Below are 20,286 nucleotides of genomic sequence, written 5' to 3' on the forward strand. Positions count from 1 at the left end.
CGGGCCGCCGTGTTCGGCGCGGGCGTGCTCGTCCGGGGCGGTGCCGCCGGCCGGTGCCTTCTCGCGGGCGGTGTCCGGCGGCAGCGTGCCCCGCGTCCCCACACTCCGCCCCGACGCTCGGGGCTGGTTGATAGCCAGCTTTCCCTCTTTGACTACGCGCTGGCAAGGCAACCTTGAACACCCGTGAGCCGGGGCCCCGCCGTCTGGCTCCGTGGGGCGGGCAACAAGCGTGGTCGGCGGCGTAAGGCTGCTCGGGCCGAGCCGTTCTTGATCCGTCTGCGGTTCCTGGAACGCGGGTGAGCCGAGTGCCCGCACGGGAGGTGTGGACCGTGGCATGCTGCTCGTCACCGGGCACGGCAGACGTCAACTTCCGTGCATCTACCGGTTTTTGCGGCCAGTAGCACATCACCGTGCGGGCTGCCGGCGTCTCCGTGGCCGGTGGCTCGCCCGTATGCCAGGGAGGTACTTCGTCATGTCCAGCATCCGTGAGGGCGCGCTGGCGCCCGTTCCCGACCGCGTCCGGCTCGGCCGGGCGCCGGTCAGTGCCGCGCAGGCTTTCGGCATCAGCGTCTTCCCGCTGCTCGGCGCGGGGCTTGCCCTCGCCGGTATTCCGGTGCGCGAGGTGCTCGTACTCCTCTCCGGGTGCGGGGCGATCGGTGCCGCCGTGTACGCGGTCGGCGGGAGCAGCCGGCGGCTGATGGAGGCCTTCGCGGCCGCCGTGACCGCCGCCGCCCGCAAGTGAGCGGGGGCTGGTGAGATGCGTCCGGTGAAGACCGCCCCCGCTGGCCCGCACCACGCCGCGCTGGCGCACCGTCTCCAGGAGCTTCGGCAGTTGGCCGGCCTCACCTTCGCCGAGCTCGCCGAGCGCACCGCGGCGCTCGGCGACCCGGCCTTGGCCGTCTCGGCCGCGACGCTCAAGCGTGCGGCCGGCTGCCGCACCCTGCCCAAGCAGGCCACCGTCGTGGCCTACGCGCGCGGCTGCGGCGCCACGGCCAAGCAGGAGGAGGAGATGCTGCGTCTGTGGGCCCGGGTCCGTGCCAGGGACCGCGGGATCCTGCGCCAGCTCCACGCGCCCGCGGTGCACAACATCCGCACCCGCCGGGAGTTCACCGCCGCGCTTGCGGCCGTCTACGAGAGGGCCGGGGCCCCGCCGCTTCGCACCGTCCAGCAGCGCGCCGGAACGGTGCCGCAGCCCGCGGGGGCTCCCTGTGAGAGTGAGGTGTTCCTGCTTCCCCTCGGGACCCTGTGGCGCATCGCCAACCGGCAGATCAAATGGCCCGCCTGGAAGCACGTCGAAGCGTTTCTGCGAGGCTGTGGAATCACTGGCGAGCGCACCCTTGAGTACTGGAAGCAGGCGTGGAAGCACGCCCTCGCGAAACCGGCCACGGCTGCCGTGGAGGGCCTGCAGCTGCGGGACCCGGGACGGCGGGCGCGCGCTGCCCGCCAGGACACGATGAAGTACAGCGAAGTCATCCATGCCATGAAGGGGGCTTCCGCAGCTCCCGGTCCCGGCAGCCTTGACATGGTGCCCAGCTGGAGGGTCAGGCCTCTCGATCCTGTCTTCCGGCGAGACGACGTCCTCGCCGACTTGCACAAGGACCTGTTCGGCTCCGCTCGGCGCAACGGTCTCGCGCCCGACACCGGGATCGACGCCATCCTTGTGTCTGCAGATGGCTCCGTACTGCTCGTGGAGATGAAGCAGCACTCCGCGAGGCCGTCCCGGCGCTCCAGCGCCCGCGGACCCCGGCGTACCAAGCAACGCGGGCGCGGCTGAACACCCTAGTCGTCGCGAGGTCGATGGGGAACCGGCTGCGGAGACAGGAGAGGTGCCGGACGCGGACGCTGCCCAGGCCCGGAGCCGCGGCACGAGCACGGGATGCAGTCGGCGCGGCTCCGGCCGACGACGGGACGGAGGTAGGCGGCGAGGGTGTGCCGACCAGGAGGTGGTTGTGGGCGAGGGCGTCGGGGAGTTCCGGTGGTACCTCGCCTCGATGTGGTGCAGACCTCCTGCGGCAGGGGGCTCCCGTCCCGGCTCGGGGGGTTACACGGAACGGGAGCCCTACATCCATCTTCCTCGCGGTTCGGGCCGGACACACGGCCAGCACGGGTGGCGCGAGCCCGACCAGTCACTGCCGAGGGTGCAGGCATGGTGCGGCCGGCTGTCGTGCATGCTTCCCGGTGCCCGGGCCTCAAGCGCGCATCTCGCGTACCGACGCCGAACGGATGGCATCCCCGGCCCGGCTCCCGCCCCTCCGTTGTCCGCTGGTGGTCTCAGCTCTCCGGTTGCCTCGGCACGAGACGGGAGAAGAATTCCTTCGCAGCCTGGGCGTCGAGCTCCCCTTCCGTGATCGCGGACCGCCGCTCCCCTTCCGTGATCGCGGACCGCCGCAGCGCTTCGCCCGACACCTGAGCGGGGATGCCGAGCTGCCGGTCCGCCTCGCTCATGATCTCGCCGAGGTACCACTGGGCCGAGGTCGGAAAGTGCTGGAAGAACCAGCTGACCATCTTCGCCAGAGGCAGCGACAGGATGAGGTCGAAGCCCGTGAGCTCACCGCCCCGGCGTTTAGCGGCGCGCAGCGAGGGGCGATCCGGACCTCGGCAAGGGAAGGCAACACAATGCCCAGGCTCTTCAGGCCGCGAGGGGAGATCTCGGGGAAGGACCTGGCCATGGTCAAGGCGATCCAGTCCCTTCGGATCTCGGCGGCCAGGTCGCGCACGCCGAGCCCGTCACGGACCCGGGAGGCGAGGGCGACGGCCTCCTTGGCCTCGACGGTGACCGTCAGGCCCGATGCCGTCAGGTAGGCCGCGGCGACGGCCGCGCCGAACAGCTCGTTACGGGCCTCCAGCGCCGGAACCCGCACCAGGAGGTGAAGGAGCGCGGCGGCCCGGTGGTGCGCCTCCGGGTACACGGGGGTTCCCATGCCCTCGTCGGCGTGCCGGGCAACGGCGGCCGCGAGGGCTCCCCAGTCGGTCACGTCCGGATCCGCCCGGAGGTACTGCTGCGCGGCGTCGAGAAGCCAGGCGCGGTCGACGTGCAGGATCACGCGGCGGCACCGCCGGCACCGGCCGTGCCGAACGCCTCGTCGAAGGCCGGCCCCCACGCGGTGACGAAGCGGCCCACGGCCGACACGAACCGGCGCCGGGCGACATCGTGCTCGAGGACCCGGCCGGCCAGTTCCGGCACCGTGACGCCGGTGCGCTCGGCCTCCTCAACGAGGGCGTCGTATGCCGCGTCGTCGACGTACCTGAATCTCTCTGGCCATATCGGCAGATTAGCAGCGGCCCAAGCCGGCCCGAGGGGGCTTCGAAAGACGCCCCCTCGGGGACGTACAGGCAGCCTTGGGCCGGACTGAGGGCTGCTGTCAGTGCCGCCAGCGATGATGTCGGTATGACGATCACGATGCGCAGTTACGGATTCACCTGGATTGACCCCGACGGCACCCCGCGCGTCTCCGCCGTCGCCTACGACGAGGTCTCCGCTGACCGGCGGCGCCAGGAACTGGAGCAGGCTGGGGCCACCGGCATAGAGAGAGTTACCGTGAAGCCCGGCGAGCTGCCGACCTTGCACCGCTGAACTTCCACCGCGGGTCACGGCCACGGCAAGGCCGAGGGGCACAGCGGTCGTAGGCGGTGAGCGTCAGCGCGGCAGCCGTGATCCGTTCGCGTTCGCCGTCCAGGCCCTCGTCGGTGGCTTCCAGTCAGCATGTTTCGTGGCACGCGCCCGCCCGTGCAGGGCAGTTACTCGCGCACGATGGGCAGGGGCCGGTCACCGCTCGGCCCTCATCCCCTGGACTCGCCGGGGACGCTACGACGGCCTGCTGCGGCGCTGCAGGCGGGCCTCGGCCGTGAGGGGGGCCGCAGGCGAAATGTGGGTCACTATCACCGCTCCCATGCCGGAGAATGCTCCGAAACACAGGGGAGGGACTTCGTTGACGTACGGCTTCGATGCACAGCTGGCCGAGGTGCTGAACGCGGCCACGGAGAACATCCGGCGGACGGTGGCCGCGAACCTGACACCGGCACCGAGGGTGGAGCTTCCGAAGCCGCGGCTGCTGGGGGGTCTGTCCCAGGCTGTCGCGCCTTTGCAGTCGGCGCTGGAACGCCTGGACGCGATGATGCCGGAGAACTGGCAGGGCCAGCGCCTGGCTTACAAGGACATGGTCCGGCTGATGCAGGAAGGCGTGCCCCTGGCGTGGGTGCCCCCGGCCGATGTGATCCGGCACCTGCTCGCCGCGCAGGACGTCGCCTGCCGCGTAGAGATCCTCGACGACCACCGGACGGAGATCCTCGCCTCGTGCAGCAAGGTCCTGGATGCAGTCACCGACGAGCGGTTCGCCGCGCAGCGGACCTTGCTCGAGGAATGCGTGCGGATGATCGAGGGCGGCATGTTCAGTGGTGCCCAGGCCCTCGCCGCGAACGTGTGGGACACCCTCGTGCGCGCTCTGGCCTTCGCCAACCCGGCGTGGCTCACCGACAAGGGCTGGTGGCCCGGCTACAGCAAGATCAGCCAGAGGGTCCCCAGCATCGGCATCGACGACGACGCCACGATCGGTCAGTTCCGCAAGGCGGCTGTCTTTCTGCCCTTCGCCACGGCACTGGAGGAGTTCCGGGGCCAGGACCCCGTCCCGGGCGGCTTCAACCGGCACGCCACCGCCCACGCTGCCGGCGTCGTCCAGTACACCGCTGCCAACGCCGTGATCGCCCTCATGCTCGCTGTCAGCGTCCTGCGCGAGATCGACGACCAGGGCTACCCCGTACAGCTGCGCGCCTGACAGGAGCCCGATGATGACCGAGCCCTTGGACGCCGTCCCCACCATCTACGCCGGCACCCGCTTCCGGTCCCGCCTCGAAGCAGACTGGGCCGTCACACTCAACGATCTCGGCATCTCGTGGAGTACGAGCCCGAGCTGATCACCCTTCCCTCAGGCACCCAGTACGTACCCGACTTCTGGCTTCCCGAGGTAGGGACATGGCTGGAGGTCAAGGGACCGAACACACCCCGGCGGGAGAAGGCGACAGAGCTCGGCAACGCCCGTGCCTGCCGTTGCACCGACGCCTGCAGTTGCCGGTGGCCCGGCGGCCAACTGGTCCTGCTGGGCTGGCCCTCCCACCGCAGCCCCAACCAGCCCGGCTATCGCGGCCGCTACGGTCACGCCTGGTGGGCCGCGGCGTACGGGCCGAGCGCCTACCTCACCGAATGCCCGTCGTGCGCCCGCGCCCAGTGGGTGACCCTGCGCCGGCCATGGCGGTGCCGCGGTTGCCGCGCCAGCCTCGGCGCCACCCCTCGCTTTTACAGCCCGGCGGAACAGCTGATCCGGTTCGGCGAAGGTGCCTCACTCACCTCGGCTCTCGTTGACGATGAGGCGGCCGGTCACTGCTGTCGTGAGCCGCCTGGTAGCTGCCAGCATGAAGGCTCTGTCGGCCTCACGGCCCAAGGCACCCGAACAGGATGCAGCTGTATCCGGTGTTCCCCGGGGCGCAGCGGGCCACGACCTGGCAGCAGCCTGACAACGCAGCCCGGGCGCGCCGACCAGCTGCGCACCACCCTGACCGCGCACGAACCGGTTGGGCCTTCAAGTTGCGAACCCTCTGGGAGACAATGACAGCGCGCGTCTGCTGGGCAGGAACATGGCGACCTACCTGTTGTGAACCCTCATGAGCTGATGGCGACGTGGCGGCAGGGCGCTGACTGGATCGCCGGGCGCATGTTGCGAACCCTCCTGGGCTGATGACGACTCGGTGGGCGGGGTCGGTATGGCCATGTGGCTCGGGTTGCGAACGCTCCTGGGCTGATGACGACGCAAGATCCTGCTGTTTTGTCGCTCGAACGTCGGATTGCGGACCATGTGGGCTGATGACGACCGCGGGCTGGGTGATGGCCGCCGGCGCCGCCTACGCGTTGCGAGCCCCCTTAGGGTGATGGCGACGACGCTCGACAACATCGAGGGCACCTACCCACCCGAGTTGCGAACCCTCCTGGGCTGATGACGACCGGTATCCCGCTCGAAGAGCTGGCCCCGAAGATGTTGTTGCGAACCCTCCTGGGCTAATGGCGCCTAGAGACGGGCCGGCAGCCGGAACTACGGCACCTACCCGTTGCGAGCCCTTCCGGGCTGATGACGACGTCGACGACGACTGGCACTACACCGGTACCGTCGCGTTGCGAACCCTCCTGGCTAAAGACGACGAAGTGTTGCACCGGCTTCGCGCTCGAACTGTGAGCGTTTCGAGGCCCCTGGGCTGATGACGACCCGGCTCCTGGCGATGAAGGACACGCCCAAGCTCGTGTTGTTGCGAACCCTCCTTGGCTGATCAGGGACTGGCTGCCCAGTGCTGCGTGCCGTGCCCACCTTCCCGTTACGAACCCTTCTGGGCTGATGATGACGCAGCCCGCGGCGGGCGCACGTCGAGGCGTACCTGTCGTGAACCCTCCTGGGCTGCTGACAACCATCTACCACGACTTTGGGCCGATCTTCGTTCACCCGTCTCGAACCCTCCTGGGCTGATGGCGACGCTGCGCTGCGGCGCCTACGCGGCCCAGCACCTTACGTTGCGAACCCTCCTGGCTGATGACGGCTCCGCTCACGTGGTTCTTCTTGCCCCACGCCTTCATGTTGCGAACCCTCTTGGGCTGATGACGACTACCCGGGCGCCGTCACCTACACCGAGCAGATCCTGTTGGGAACCCTCCTGAGCTGATGACGACTTCATCGGTGGCGAAGGCCTGCTCTACCAGGAACCGTTGCGAACCCTCCCGGGCTGATGACGATGCCCCCGGCAAGTACAGCCTCTACGACGACACGAAGACGTTGCGAGCCCTCCTGGGATGGTGACGACACCACCCACGCCACGGCTGGTCCGTCCCTAACCTGTTGCCAGGCTTCCTGGCTGATTAAGCCGCGGCCCTACCAAGGCCATCGCCCACATCACATGGTTGCGAACCCTCCTGGGCTGATGACCACAGCGGCTGACTACGCGCGAAGAAGCACCATCGGCCTCACACCCGGCATCTGGTGACAATACCTGACCCGTTGCCCGCAATGGTGGTATCTCCCAGCTCAGCGGACGTTGTCAGTGCCTCTGTGTACGTTGCTCCTTGGGACGCCAACTCCTCGTGGAGGAGGTTAATTTGGCGTGCCTTGACGCGGACTCATTCACCCCGGATGGGGAGAGAGGGGGGATCGTGCGGTTGCGTTTGGAGATTAGTACACGGGCTCGGGAGATCCCATGGGAGAACGTCCTCGCTCCCGGGCGAGGCATCGTGTACGACGCGCTTCGTCGGACTGCGCCCGATCTCGCGGAGAAGATCCATGAGAACGGATGGGGGCCGTACGGAATGGCCCCGTTCGGGTACAGCGCGCCGATGTTTCCGAGCGCGCGGCGGGTTCGCGGGAAGTATGCGGCGGGCGGGAGCGGTTATCTGGAGTTCGGCAGTCCGCTGCCGGAGCTCGTGCAAGCTCTGGCCCTGGCCTTCATGGACCCGGTCCGCTCGCTGCTGGACTGGGGCGGGGTCGCCTTGCAGGTCAGCAGTGTCACCGTCCAGCAGCCGCCCAGTTTTACTGCCGGCCGGGCCCGGCTGCGCACGGCCAGCCCTGTGCATCTGTCCGAGTACCGGCAGCCTGAGGCCGGCTCCCAGCACACCGCTGTGCGGGCGTTGCTACCGGAGGATTCTGCGTATCCGGTGGCGTTGGAGCGCAATCTCAACCGTCGGGCCGAGACATTCGGCCACGCCCCGGACCTCTCTGTCGATGCGATCACCTGGGTGGGCGTGCGCCGCGCCTTCCGGGTGTGCGGCCAGGGCCGTTCCGGTCATCGGACGGGGGCGCCGGTGGAGGTCGAGGTTCGCGGAGGCGCCGGAGCACTGTCTGCTCTGTGGTCTGCGGGGATTGGCCAGCAGACCGGGGCCGGGTTCGGGTGGGTGACCGCATGACCGAGATCACGACCGAGCAGATTTCGCTGCGGCTGACGCCTCATCCTCTGCAGCGGGTCGGGGCGTTCGCCCTGGCGGCGTTCGCCGGCGCCCGTCATCCGGACCTGGTGGTGGGCCCGCTGTTCGAGGCGGCCACCGAGAAGGTCACCGCGGCTGCTGTGCGGACCGCGCTCGTGAGGGATACCAAGGCAGAGGCGGGGTTTCTCCTGAAGTGTTCGTACAGCCTGTGGCCGAACAGCAAGATGAACCACCCGCGGAACAAGAAGCTCTCCGATACGGAGGTCACCGAGGCAGTTCGGGCCTGGCGCACCATCCCCGCACCGCAGACCTGGCCGCCGACGGGATGCGTGCTCTGCGGGGCAGCGGCGGTCGGGTTCTACGGCAAGAGCGACGTCGTGCTGGCCGAGTCGGTCGCCTATCGCAACAGCACACCGCGCGGGCACGCGGGTCTCGCGCTGTGCTGGCCGTGCGTGTGTTCCTTCCACGCGGTGCCCTTCGGCAGCCAGCTCTCGGGTGGCCCGAGCACGGTCGTGCACACCTGGGACGAGCGTTTCGCGGCGCACACCGTCGGCCGACAGGTCCAACGCAACGGACTGCTGATCACGCTCGGTGCGAAGCCGGCCAGTCCACCGGCCGACGTTGCCGTGCTGGCGGCGCTGCGTGGCTACGAGCACCGCGTCACAGCAGGCGTGGAGCTGCTGGTGTTCACCAACAACAACCAGGACCAGGTCCTCACCTCGCATGCCGTTGACCAGCCGCTCGCCGAGTGGCTGCGCACCACGACGCGGCTGCCCGATCGGCGGACCGGGTTCGCGTGCCTGCTGCGCTCCTTGCGCACCGACAAGAACAGCGGTGCGCAGAACCTGGCCTGGCGAGTGTTCCACCGCCCCGAGAGCATCCCCGGCGTACTCGCCTCCTACCTGACCGCCCGGACCGAGGCCTGTGGCCGGCCTGCGCCCGAGTCGCCGGCCGTTGCCGAACTGGCCGGCTCCTACCTGCACGAGGTGATGCACATGGAAGAGAAGGATCTCGCTGAGATCCGTGCGACCGCACAGCGCGTCGCCGCCCTGTTCAAGCCCGATGACACCGGGGGCAAGCTCACCGGCTTTCACGCCCTGTTCCGCACCGGCCGCGGCGCGGACCTGCGCAGCTGGCTGCAGCGCCACAGCGTCGAATGGGTCCTGACCCGCCCGGAGGACGGCGCTCCGCTGATCACCGAGCGCGGGTTCGAGCTGCTGTTCTCCCCCAGCCAGGACGGCAACGCCTGGTTCTTCCGGCAGTACCTGCTCACATCCGTTCTGGCGGAACTGCACCGCCGCGGCTGGCAGCCCAAAGACGCCAAGACGATCGTCGAGGACTTCGACCCCGACGCCATCGACCCCGCCGACACCGAAGCCCTTGAGGAAGGAATCGCCCCGTGACGCACCTTGCAGGAAAGCTCGCGCTCGACATCCAGGCCGGCGCCCCCAACAACGGCCGCGGCCAGGACAACGTCGGCGTCGTCAAGAAGATGCAGGTCGGCCGGGACACCTACCCCTACATCTCACCCCAGGCCGTGCGCCGCTGGCTGCGCGATAGCTTCCCCGCCAACGAGCCGGTCTCCCCCGTCCTGCGCGAGGGCAAAGGCAAGAAGCAGCAGGCCTACACCAAGGGCCGCCCCGACCTGTACGCGGACGACGACCTGTTCGGCTACATGGTCGCTGTCAAGGGATCGGACAGCTCCTGCCAGCGCGACACCGTCCTTGCGACCGGCACGTTCGTCAGCGTCACCCCCCAACGGCCCACCTCCGATTTCGGCACCATGACCCGCGGGTTCGCCACCGACGACAGTCCCCTCATCCACGAACACGAGTTCTACACCGCCGTCTGCGCCGGCGACCTCAACCTCGACCTCCCCCGCATCGGCACCTTCGAGACCGACGGACAGGGCATCCGCATCGCCCTGCACCCCCAGGCCGCCGAGGAAGCCACCGCAAAGGGCGCCACCGCAGCCACCTTCCGCGGAGTTGCGGCCCTGGTCCTGGACATCACCGAGCGACGCCGCCGCGCCGCCCTGGTACTGCGCGCACTCGCCGTTCTGCGGGGCGGCGCCAAGCCCGCCTCCCACTACGGAGACCGCACCCCGGCCTTCATCCTCCTCGCCCCCCTCAAGGGCGGCGTCAACCCCTTCACCCGCGTTCTGACCAGCAAGGACGGCAAGCCCGCCTTCGCCGCCGACACCCTGGCCGAAGAGATCACCGCCTGGCGCGACGAACTCGACGGAGCGGTACAGATCGGGTGGGCGCCCGGCTTCCTCGGTGACCAGCGCGACCGCGCCCGCCACGACCTCGCCGAGCTGATCACCGCCGGCACCGTGGTGATCGACCATCCGCGCACCATCCTCAACGGCCTGGCCCAGGAGATCGAAGACGGTTCCCACGACGACTGGTTCGAGGACGCCAAGGCATGACCGCCGCAACAACCGTCACCGCGCTCGAGGCCACCTTCACGGCCCCGGTCGCCAGCTTCCGCAATCCCCTGTACTCCGGCGTGCAGGTGCAGCTATCCTGCCCGCCGCCGTCCACGGTCGGCGGGATGCTCGCCGCCGCGGCCGGCGGCTGGCAGCACATCCCCGAAACCTTCCGGTTCGCGATGGCCTTCCACGCCCAGGGCCGTGGCGTCGACCTGGAGACCTACCACCCCCTCGACGCCAAAGGCCGGCCCACCACACCGGTACCGAAAGAGCGGGAATTTCTGGCCTTCATCACCCTCACGGTCTGGATCACCGACCGGCCCGACCGGTGGCGCACCATCCTGCGCCGGCCCGCCTGGCCGCTCCGTCTCGGCCGCAGTCAGGACCTCGTCGGCCTGTGTCTGGGCACCACCGAGCTGAGCCCCGCGCCGGGTGAGCAGCGCGGTGCCGTGGTCGAGGATGCACCCGGCCTGGCCGGAACCGCGCTGCGTCTGCCCACCGCGATCCGCCTGGACCGGACCCGCACCGTGTGGGGCACCTACCGCCACGACCCCGCCGGCACCACGGCGAACGCGGTTGCAGGCAGCTACCACACGCCCACGGGGCAGGCGGTCAGCCTGCTCCCGCCCACGCATCCCGCCACCGCGGAGGCCTAGCACCACATGGCGCCACCAACACCACCGCCGTCGGCAAAGCCGGCGCCTCCGGACAGCACGCGGGTGCTGCACACGGTCCTGGCCAAGAGCGCCCAGCAGAAACGGCCACCCGAGCGGCTGACCGACCACCTGCGGGCGGCCCTGGACGCGGCCCACCTGGTGGCCCGGCGCACCGGACGGATCGCCACCGCCGCCGGCATCCTTCCCGGGTTCTGGGAGGCGGTACGCCTGGCCGATCTGCTGCACGACGCGGGCAAAATCCCACCCGGCTTCCAGCAGATGCTCACCGGCGGCCCGGCCTGGGGAGAACGGCACGAGGTGCTCTCCCTGGCCTTCACCTCCCTGATAGCGGATGCGGAATTACGTGCCTGGGTGGCGGCCGGAATCGCCACCCATCACCGGCCGCTGACGAACTCCCCCCGCTCACTTGCCGCCCTGTATGGCACAGCGCCGCTCGCCGAGTGGAGGGCACGGTTCGGGCCGCTCGACCAGGCCACCGCCGACGAGCTCGCCGCATGGCTGTACCAGACCGCCGATGGGGCCGGGCTGCCCGTCAAGTCGCTGCCGATCGGCAGCGACTGGATCGCCCAGGCACACACGGAGCTCGGCGCGCTGCTGGACCGCTTCGAATACGGGACCGACAAGGATGAGGGACTCGTGGCGGTCCTGCTGCAGGGCGCCGTCACGATGGCGGATCATCTGTCCTCCGCCCATGCCCGGCCCCATCTCGTGCAGCCCATGGGCCCAGCCTTCGCCGCCCGGCTAGAAAACACGATCAAGACCAAGGGCTACACGCTGCGCCCGCACCAGCAGCGCGCTGCCGCGATCGACGGCCACCTGCTGCTGCGTTCACGCACCGGCAGCGGCAAGACCGAGGCCTCCTGGCTGTGGGCATGCCGGCAGACCGCCACCATGCAGACGGCCGGGCAGGGCGTGCCGCGCGTCTTCTACACCCTGCCCTACCTGGCGTCGATCAACGCCAACGCCGACCGCACCGCCCGGGAACTCGGAGCACCGGAACTGGTCGGCGTGGCGCACGGCCGCGCGGCCGCCTACCACCTGGCAAACGCCGCCTGTCCCGAGGACGGCGACGAGAAGCGGGTGAGCGCCGCACGCAAAGCCGTCGCCCGCCAGGCCGCCACCCGCCTGTTCACCGAAACCGTCAGGATCACCACCCCCTACCAGCTGCTGCGCGCCGCCCTCGTCGGCCCCGCCCACGCCTCACTGCTGGTGGATGCGGCGAACTCGGTGTTCATCATGGACGAGCTGCACGCCTACGACACCAAACGGCTCGGCTACATCCTGGCCATGATGGGCCTGCTCGAACGCCTCGGCGGCCGCTTCGCCATCCTCTCCGCGACCCTGCCCGACGCCCTCGCCGACCTGATCACCGACACCCTCACCCAGGCCGTCACCCGCACCGACGACGCCGACAGCCACCCACCGGCAAGACACCGCATCCGCACCCGCCCCCACCACCTCACCGACCCCGCCGCCGTCACCGAAATCACCGAACGTCTGCACCGAGGCGAGTCCGTCCTGGTCATCGCCAACAACATCCGCCAGGCCCAGCAGCTCTACGACCAGCTCGCCCCCACAGCACGCGCCCTGCACGGGCCAGAGGCGGCAACCATGCTGCACTCCCGCTACAAACGCCGCGACCGCGCCCGCCTCGAACAGCACATCACCGCCCGATACAGCACCGCCCGCACCCGCGCAGGCCGGCGGCTGCCCGGCCTGGTCGTCTCCACCCAGGTCCTCGAAGTTTCCATGGACGTCGACTTCGACGTGCTGTTCACCGCCGCCGCCGACCTCGAAGCCCTCGCCCAACGCTTCGGCCGGGCCAACCGCATCGCCGACAGGCCACCTGCCGACGTGATCGTGCATGCAGCCCGCTACAGCCCACGCAACAACACCCCCGGCCAGTGGTTCGCCGACGGCATCTACCCCCAAGCCCCCACCCAGGCCGCCTGGCGCATCCTCACCGCCCACGACGGACAACCCGTCGACGAAAACGAGATCACCAGCTGGCTCAACACCATCTACGCCACCCCCTGGGGCACCACCTGGCGGGAGGAAGTCCTGCACCACCGCGACCAGTTCGCAGCCACGTTCCTCGACTTCACCTACCCCTACGACGACCGCACCGACCTCACCCAACGATTCGACGAACTCTTCGACGGAACCGAAGCCATCCTCATCGACGACCGAGCCGCTTACGCCGCCGCACTCGACCAAGCCGACGGCCGCCCCGGCCGGCTCCTCGCCGACGACTACCTCATCCCCCTCCCCGCCAGTACCGCCCCACGAGCCCACTACGATAAGGACCTGAAGGTGTACATCATCGACGGCCAGTACACCAGCGAACACGGCCTCACCAACGTGACAAACTCCAGTACCTCACCCCAGCCAGAATCAACCTGACAGCCCACGCCAATCCCCTCATCAGCCTTCGAAGGATCGCAACGCGGTGGGCGGGCAGATGCCGTCGGGGAAGTGGGGGTCGTCATCGGCCCCGACGGGTTCGCAACATCGCCTTTGTGTCGCCCAGCATGCGTACAAGCGCCGTCGTCATCAGCCCAGAAGGGCTCGGAACATGGTGGTCTGTGGCTGCTACTTGCCGGTGGCGAGTGTCATCCATCAGCCCAGGAGGGATCGCAACGCCACCTGCTGGATGATCGGCTTGCGGAACCCCTTGATCTTCATTAGCCCGGGAAGGTTCGTAACGTGTTGAGCATGCGGCGCCCGATGATCCGGCGCCGGGTCGTCATCAGCTCAAGAGGGTTCGCAACGGCAGGGTGTTTACCAGGAACTGCTCCTCGTCCCCGTCATCATGAGCCCACGAGGGCTCAGAACGTATCCAGCTCATAGGTAGGCAGCCGCTGCGTAATACGCGTCATCACCCCAATCGGGATCACGACACGAACGCGCCCCGCCTCGTCAGCAGCATCTACGTCGATCATCATCAGCCCAGGAAGGTTCACAACGGGTAGAGGTCGTCGATGACGATCAGGCCGTTCGTGGATCATCATCACCCTTAGAGGAATCACAACTACTCAGCCAGCAGCGTCTTCGCAAGCGCCCGACGGTCGTCATCAACCCGAAAGGGATTGCAACATGAACCGCCCCTTTGTGTCCCGCGGGTGCAGTGCGATCGCCGTCAGCCAAGAGGGATTGCAACACGTGGCGGATAGTATGCTCGAATAGCGAGGCCAACCCGTGTCGTCATCACCCCAACAGGGTTCAAAATTCCCACACGTCATACTCGACCGGAGTCCCCGGCGTGACCATTATTAGCCCAAAAGGGATTGCAACCACATGATGTCCCGCGCGCCGACCTGGCCCATGACGGCAGATCGTCATCAGCCCAGAAGGGTTCGCAACGATGGATCCGGCGACTCGTACTCGGCTCTGAGCAGAGCCGGTCATCAGCTCAGAAGGGTTCACAACATGACGTCGATGCCGAGGGCCCGCTCAATCCCGGGGTCATCATCGACCCAGAAGTGTTCGCAACCGCTTGGTCCAGGCACGGCGCACGACGCCGACCCTGTCCTCATCAGCCCAAAAGGACTGGCAACTAGGCAGCCTGCTGCTTGATCTGCAGCTTGATGCGCGACGTCATCAGCCCAGGAGGGCAGGGCTTCGGCGTAGTCGGTGGGCGTCCGTTTCGTGCTCACTTGAGAGGGAGAGCGGGCGGTTCCTGTTCACGTCCGTTGCGCCCCGGAGCCCTTGCGTCTCCCTCGCACCATCGGGTGCAGCGAGCCGTCTGCGCTAGGAGATGATCCCGTGCGTGGATGAAGAGGCAGATACAGATGCGGACGAGGCTTGCGCATGGGCTGAGCGACTGGGTTGGGCGTTCGGACTTATAGCGGAGGATCCGGCTGCGAGAGGTGCAGCGCTCGTCCATCTGGCGGAGGCCCAGAGGAAGGTCACGGACGCGCTCGCCCGGTCCAACGAGATGTGGCTGCTGACGCGGCACCTCGGAGCGGACGAGCAGTACCGGGAGTCGGCCTTTCTGCAGGCGCGCCGGACTCATCAGCAAGCTCAGAGGCGTTCGCTGCCTGATGGGGTGTGGGGTGGTCCTGTGGACGGGGATCTGGCGGCGTGGCCGGGGCTGCCCTATGTGTTGCTCTTCCTGGAGTGGGAGGCGAGGTACCCGCTGAGTGGACGCAGCATGCGAAGGCGTGGGGTACGAAGCAGAGCCTGATCCGGAAGGTGGCCGGTGCTCGCCAGGACGAGGCGATCAAAGCGAAGCTCACTGACCTGGTCGAGATCGTCGTCCACCGGGCGTATCGCTGCAAGGATCGCGAATACGTGCGGGTTGCCCGGGCTGTCCTTAGCGCTGACCTACGGGACAGGCTCGATCGGGCAGCCGATTCCGACAGTCCGTGGGCCCGGTGCCACGCCGGGTATGTGCTCTGGCTCCTTGACCGCCCTGACCTGCCGAACACCCGTCGTGTCTGGCAGACCTGGGTGGCAGGCGAGGCTGCGACGTTGCTGTGACCGGGGGACGATGCAGGGAAGGTTCCCGTGATCACGGAGTGCTCTACGCCCCGTGACCTGCCTGGAAGACCGTGCCTGCCGACGCATCACCCCTGATTCAGCCTGCCCTTGACCGGCTTCGTGAGCAGTCCGAGGCCGGGCCCGGGGAGGTGCCCGGCCTGCTGGAATGGCTGGCCCAGGTGCCGGATCCGCGCGATTCGCGCGGCGTGCGCCATGCCCTGGCCGTCGTACTCACGCTGACCGCGTGCGCGGTGCTGACCGGCGCGACCTCGCTGCTGGCGGTCGGCGAGTGGATCGCGGACGCGCCGCCGCACGTGCTGAAGCGACTCGGCCTGCGCCCCGATCCAGTACTGCCCCGGAGGCTGGTGCCCTCGGAGGCGACGGTCCGTCGGCTGCTCGCCCGCATCGACGGTGATGCCCTGGACCGGGCGGTGGGCGGATGGCTTGCCGACCGCCGACCCGAGAGCACCGGGCTGCGCGGACTGTCCGTGGACGGTAAGTCCCTGCGCGGTGCAGCGAAGGGCCAGGGGCGGAGGATCCATCTGCTCGCCGCGGTGGAGCACACCACCGGGCTGGTCCTGGCCCAGCTCGACGTCGGCGAGAAGAACGGTGAGATCACCCGCTTCCAGCCGCTCCTCAACACCGTCGCCGACCTGGCCGCAACCGTGGTCACCAGCGACGCGCTCCATACGCAACGCGAGCACGCCACCTACCTCCTGGGCCGCGGGGCCCATTACATCGCGATCGTCAAGGGCAACCAAAAGAAGCTGTGCAAGCAGCTGAAGTCCCTTCCCTGGAAGGACATCCCGTTCCAGGGTCGCACCCGGGGTACCGGCCACGGCCGCGCGGAGATCCGCCGGATCAAGGTAGCCACCGTGAACAACTTGCTCTTCCCCGGCGCCCGCCAGGCCGTCCAGATCAAGCGCCGCCGCACCGACCGCAAGACCGGCAAGACCACCATCACGACCGTCTACGCAGTCACCAGCCTGACCGCCGAGCAGGCCACCCCCGTCCAACTCGCGAGACTGATCCGCGACCACTGGAAGATCGAGGCCCTGCACCACATCCGCGACACCACCTTCGCCGAGGACGCCTCCCAGCTGCGGACCGGCAACGCACCCCGTGCGATGGCGACATGGCGCAACCTCGCCGTCGGCGCCCTCCGACTGAGCGGCGTCAAGAACATCGCCGCCGGCCTCCGTCGCAACGCACGCGACACCCGCCGCCCCCTCGCACTCCTCGGCCTCGCATGATTACAAAACGGGCGCCCGCCGACTACGCCGAAGCCCTGGATCGGTATGGTCGCCGGGGAAATGAGGCCGGACCTCGGCCAGCCACCAGCGCAGCAGCACGTCCACCCCGTCGATCCCCGGCACCAACCGGGCCCTCGGTCCGCGGCCCTGGCTCCCCTTGCCGTAGCGGACATGCAGCTTGCCGAACGCACCCAGGTCTTCGCGCCAGTCACCGACATCGAGCATCACCGACTCGTTCAGCCGCAAGCCGACCCGCCGCCACAACGACGCCACCACATAGTTCCTCGCCGCCGGCAGATACTTCCGCGCGCCCGGCAACGCCTGCCGCCAGCCCTCGAACAAGGCCGTCACCTCCCCGGCAGCCGGCGGAACACGGACCACGCCGTAACCAGCGTGCTTGGGCCGGTTGAACTCATCGACCGGCTGCACCACCACACACCCGGTCCGTGTATGAATCTCGCTCTGATACCGGGCGGTCAGGAAGTCGTAGAACCGGGCGACCGTGTTCGCCCGGTCATACACCGTCGACCGCGCCAGATGCCGCTTGCCGCGCAGCGACGCCAGCCACCCGTCCACGTCCTGCGCCCGCGCCTCCCACACCCGCCGGCCCGTCGACCACAGCACGTCACACAGCACCGACCGGTCCTCCGCCAACGACCGGTCCGAAACCCCCGCGCGCAACCCCGCCAACAGGAACCGGTCCACCAACTCCTGCTCAAAACCAGCCGCTTCCTCACCCGCACCCTCGGCGCCACCAGCCGAGCGCACCAACGTCAGCACCACCACCGACCACCCCCGCTACAGACCCGCCGCACACCCCCTCCTGGATACAGCCAGCACCCTCAGCAATCCCGAACAACCCCCGTCAAACCCACCAACCGAGCGAACCCCGAACACACCAGCTCACCACACCGTCCCACCCCTCCACCCACCCCACGAACCCAATGCCTTTCGCACAGGCGAAACTTCGGGAGGCGTGCCGCTGAACGTCAGCGTGACGGTCACGCTGGCCCCTACGATGTTGCTCCGCTTGTCCTTCCTCTGGAGCACCATGCGCCTCGAACACATAAAGATCGACAACTTCCGCGGCCTCAGCCAGGTCAACATGCCGTTCTCCCGGTTCGGTTGCTTGATCGGCGAAAACAATGCAGGCAAGTCGTCGGTGTTCCAGGCCCTCAACATGTTCCTGCGATCGGGTACGGCCGCGGAGACCGACTTCCTGGCCTCCGCGCGGCCGGTGCGTATCCAGCTCACCTTCGCCGGCATCAGCGATGCTGACCTACTTCGCCTTGAGGAAGGACACCGGGCGCGTATAGAACCCGAGATCCATGACGGGCGAATCTCCCTGGCCCGCATCTACACAGGCCCCGGCAAGGGCGTGATGCGGTTGGTCAAGAAGGTACCCAAGGATCTTCGTTACCAGCGGTCGGCGCTCGACGACATCCTCAAGATCAAGAACGAGGAGGAGCTCAGGGAAGGCCTCAAGCTCACCTACCCGGACATTCATTCGTCCCTGCCACCCGGGAAGATCAACCGTACGGCCGTAAGACGCGCGTGGGCCAAGCTCGTCGCAGATCTCACTGACGAGGACATGACCATTGGTGACGAGCCGCTGCCGACGGGATTGGACAAGTCGGTAGCGGCACTCTTGCCTGAGCCGATCTACATCCCGGCTGTCAAGGAACTCAACGAAGAGGTCAAGACCACCTCGACAGCGACGTTCGGGCGGTTGCTGTCCATCCTGTTCGAGGACATCGAGCATCAGCTTCCTGCGCTGGAGTCCTCCTTCGAGCAACTGCGCACCCAGCTCAACGTGGTGACGAAGGAGGACGGCAAGGAGTCGGATGAGCGCCTGCCGGAGGTACGTCAGATCGAGTCGTTGATCCAACGGAATCTGCAGGAATCCTTTCCCCGCGCACACGTGCGTCTGGAGATTCCTCCGCCTCGTCTGCGCAGCCTGCTGGAAGAGGCACAGATCGCTGTCAATGATGGCATCAGCGGCCCGTTCAAGACCAAGGGTGACGGCCTGCGCAGGTCAGTGGCGTTCGCCATCCTGCGGGCTTACGTAGACCTGAAGGTCGCAAGGCCGGCCCGGGCGGACAGCGCACAGCAGCCCTGCCTGCTCCTGTTCGAAGAGCCTGAGGTGTTCCTGCACCCGCGCGCGCAGCGCAAGCTCTTCGAGGCGCTCACTGTCTTCTCGGAGTACAACGACGTGCTGGTCAGCACACACTCCTCCGCGTTCTACGCCCCGGGGGCGACAGGGACCTTCGTCAAGGTACTCAAGGACCATGCACTGAACCCGCCGGCCAGCCGAACCTGTGTCGTCGACCTGTCTGACCTGGACGCCCGCGACCAGTTCGAGATCATCACGCACGAGAACAACGAAGCGGCGTTCTTCGCCAATTCCGTGCTCCTCGTCGAGGGCCCCAGCGACCACTTCCTCATCCCCCATCTCGCGCGCACCCTCAACGCTGAGTGGGACTTCGACAAGCATGGGGCGGCCATCGCCAAAGTCGAAGGCAAGGGCAGCATCGCCCGGTACCGCAACTTCTTCCGTCGCTTCGAGGTGAGAGTCGCGGTCCTCGCAGACTTGGACGCAGTGCTCGACGGATTCGACAAGCTGGGCGCTAGCCGCGAGTGTCATGAGCTGCGCGACCGGATCGTCGCCAGAGTCAACCTGCTGGCGGAAGACGAAGATACCGAGGTCTCGAGCAAGACTCTCAAGGGTCTGCGCACCAGCGGGTCCGCTCGCGAGCTGTGGCGGCAGGCTCAGCGCAAGCGTGAGGAGCACGCCCAGGGCCTGTGCGAGTGGGAGGAGCTCGATGCTGCGGTTGCGGCCTTCTTCGCCCGTTCCGCTTCCGGCACCGCACGCAGAGTCCTCGAGGAGGCCCAGGATGCGGAGCTGAAAAAGATGAAGATGGAGCTCCTAATGATGCTCCGTAAGGAGGACATCTACGTGTGGGAGCTAGGGGCGATCGAGGCTTACTATCCGCCCCTGGATGCGAACGAGTCGAACAACAAGAACGACCGGGCCCGTAGATTCTGCGAGCGCTATCTCACTGCGGACGACATCCGCGGCTTGCCCGCCTTCAAAGACACGACCGCTTGTGAGTTCGACCTCATCTTCGAAGCCTTCTTCAGGTCGTCCCCCTTGCCGACCCAGAAAGTCGCGCTTCCCCTGCAAGTGACAGCGAGCGCGCTGGAGGGGGCATCCGGATGACCACCATTCCATGCGTCATGAGATCGGCTTGCTGTTTACGACGCTCCGTTCTGTAAGAAGACTGGCGCCCGTCACGGCGTTCGTGGTGCGGCGGTGCGTCGACCGCAGACTGCTGGTCGCTCTGAGCGCGACCCTGAGAGGACGCTGCATTACTCCGCCAGCCCGGGCAGGTGGACCAGATCTGCCAGCGGGCCCATCCCGCCGTTCACCTTCTACAGGTGCGGCTCTCGGCTCTCGTGTGACGCCGCCCCTTGAAGAACCTCTCCGCCGTG

Annotated in this window: 16 protein-coding genes; 12 read left to right on the forward strand and 4 right to left on the reverse strand. The window is 67.9% G+C overall.

Annotated features, from left to right (window positions below; genetic code table 11):
• Window positions 1–472: 472 nt before the first annotated feature.
• Both AB0947_RS39215 and AB0947_RS39220 read left to right on the forward strand, forming a co-directional pair.
• Window positions 473–742, forward strand: a complete 270-nt coding sequence (locus tag AB0947_RS39215; protein WP_366755167.1) for a hypothetical protein — start codon at window positions 473–475, stop codon at window positions 740–742.
• Window positions 743–766: 24 nt separating this feature from the next.
• Entirely contained in the window at window positions 767–1,774 is a 1,008-nt protein-coding gene (locus AB0947_RS39220; RefSeq protein ID WP_366755168.1) for a helix-turn-helix domain-containing protein, read from the forward strand.
• 497 nt (window positions 1,775–2,271) lie between these two features.
• Here AB0947_RS39220 and AB0947_RS39225 read toward each other — a convergent pair whose 3' ends face one another.
• Genes AB0947_RS39225 through AB0947_RS39235 form a run of 3 tightly spaced genes read right to left on the reverse strand, consistent with a single transcriptional unit; the run spans window position 2,272 to window position 3,184 of the window.
• The gene (locus AB0947_RS39225) at window positions 2,272–2,445 is read right to left on the reverse strand and encodes a hypothetical protein (protein ID WP_366755169.1); all 174 of its coding nucleotides are present in this window, start codon (window positions 2,443–2,445) and stop codon (window positions 2,272–2,274) included.
• Complete coding sequence (locus AB0947_RS39230) at window positions 2,442–3,044, reverse strand: hypothetical protein (protein WP_366755170.1); 603 nt, start codon at window positions 3,042–3,044, stop codon at window positions 2,442–2,444. Before AB0947_RS39230 ends, AB0947_RS39225 begins: the two co-directional genes overlap by 4 nt.
• Window positions 3,041–3,184, reverse strand: a complete 144-nt coding sequence (locus tag AB0947_RS39235; protein WP_366755171.1) for a hypothetical protein — start codon at window positions 3,182–3,184, stop codon at window positions 3,041–3,043. The genes AB0947_RS39230 and AB0947_RS39235 overlap by 4 nt, the downstream gene beginning before the upstream one ends.
• Window positions 3,185–3,388: 204 nt before the next feature.
• On the opposite strand from AB0947_RS39235, the gene AB0947_RS39240 reads away from it, so the two are divergent.
• The 9 genes from AB0947_RS39240 (at window position 3,389) to AB0947_RS39280 (ending at window position 16,794) form a co-directional block, all read left to right on the forward strand.
• The gene (locus tag AB0947_RS39240) at window positions 3,389–3,574 is read left to right on the forward strand and encodes a hypothetical protein (protein WP_366755172.1); all 186 of its coding nucleotides are present in this window, start codon (window positions 3,389–3,391) and stop codon (window positions 3,572–3,574) included.
• A gap of 355 nt (window positions 3,575–3,929) precedes the next feature.
• Window positions 3,930–4,772 carry a hypothetical protein gene (locus AB0947_RS39245; protein WP_366755173.1) on the forward strand — a complete coding sequence of 281 codons (843 nt, stop codon included), beginning with the start codon at window positions 3,930–3,932 and terminating at the stop codon, window positions 4,770–4,772.
• Between the two features lie 13 nt (window positions 4,773–4,785).
• Window positions 4,786–4,911 carry a hypothetical protein gene (locus AB0947_RS39250; protein ID WP_366755174.1) on the forward strand — a complete coding sequence of 42 codons (126 nt, stop codon included), beginning with the start codon at window positions 4,786–4,788 and terminating at the stop codon, window positions 4,909–4,911.
• A 2,350-nt stretch (window positions 4,912–7,261) separates the two neighbouring features.
• Window positions 7,262–7,930 (forward strand): CRISPR-associated endoribonuclease Cas6, encoded by a 669-nt coding sequence (locus AB0947_RS39255; protein ID WP_366755175.1) that lies wholly within the window; start codon window positions 7,262–7,264, stop codon window positions 7,928–7,930.
• A complete protein-coding gene (locus AB0947_RS39260) occupies window positions 7,927–9,351 on the forward strand; it encodes a hypothetical protein (protein WP_366755176.1) in 1,425 nt (474 codons plus the stop codon). The genes AB0947_RS39255 and AB0947_RS39260 overlap by 4 nt, the downstream gene beginning before the upstream one ends.
• Window positions 9,348–10,379 carry a type I-B CRISPR-associated protein Cas7/Cst2/DevR gene (cas7i, locus tag AB0947_RS39265; RefSeq protein ID WP_366755177.1) on the forward strand — a complete coding sequence of 344 codons (1,032 nt, stop codon included), beginning with the start codon at window positions 9,348–9,350 and terminating at the stop codon, window positions 10,377–10,379. Before AB0947_RS39260 ends, cas7i begins: the two co-directional genes overlap by 4 nt.
• Window positions 10,376–11,038: a CRISPR-associated protein Cas5 gene (gene cas5 / locus AB0947_RS39270; protein ID WP_366755178.1), complete on the forward strand. Its 663-nt coding sequence runs from the start codon at window positions 10,376–10,378 to the stop codon at window positions 11,036–11,038. Before cas7i ends, cas5 begins: the two co-directional genes overlap by 4 nt.
• 63 nt (window positions 11,039–11,101) lie before the next feature.
• Entirely contained in the window at window positions 11,102–13,462 is a 2,361-nt protein-coding gene (cas3, locus tag AB0947_RS39275) for a CRISPR-associated helicase Cas3' (RefSeq protein WP_366755179.1), read from the forward strand.
• A 2,150-nt stretch (window positions 13,463–15,612) separates the two neighbouring features.
• On the forward strand, window positions 15,613–16,794 hold the full coding sequence (locus tag AB0947_RS39280) for an ISAs1 family transposase (RefSeq protein ID WP_366755180.1): 1,182 nt from the start codon (window positions 15,613–15,615) through the stop codon (window positions 16,792–16,794).
• Here the strand turns inward: AB0947_RS39280 and AB0947_RS39285 are convergent, their stop codons facing one another.
• A complete protein-coding gene (locus AB0947_RS39285; protein ID WP_366755181.1) occupies window positions 16,795–17,580 on the reverse strand; it encodes a hypothetical protein in 786 nt (261 codons plus the stop codon).
• 190 nt (window positions 17,581–17,770) lie between these two features.
• Between AB0947_RS39285 and AB0947_RS39290 the strand changes: the two genes are divergently transcribed.
• A complete protein-coding gene (locus AB0947_RS39290) occupies window positions 17,771–20,014 on the forward strand; it encodes an AAA family ATPase (protein WP_366755182.1) in 2,244 nt (747 codons plus the stop codon).
• Window positions 20,015–20,286 lie beyond the last annotated feature (272 nt).

The organism is Streptomyces sp. NPDC047841, from assembly GCF_040704085.1.
Lineage (GTDB): Bacteria > Actinomycetota > Actinomycetes > Streptomycetales > Streptomycetaceae > Streptomyces > Streptomyces argyrophylli.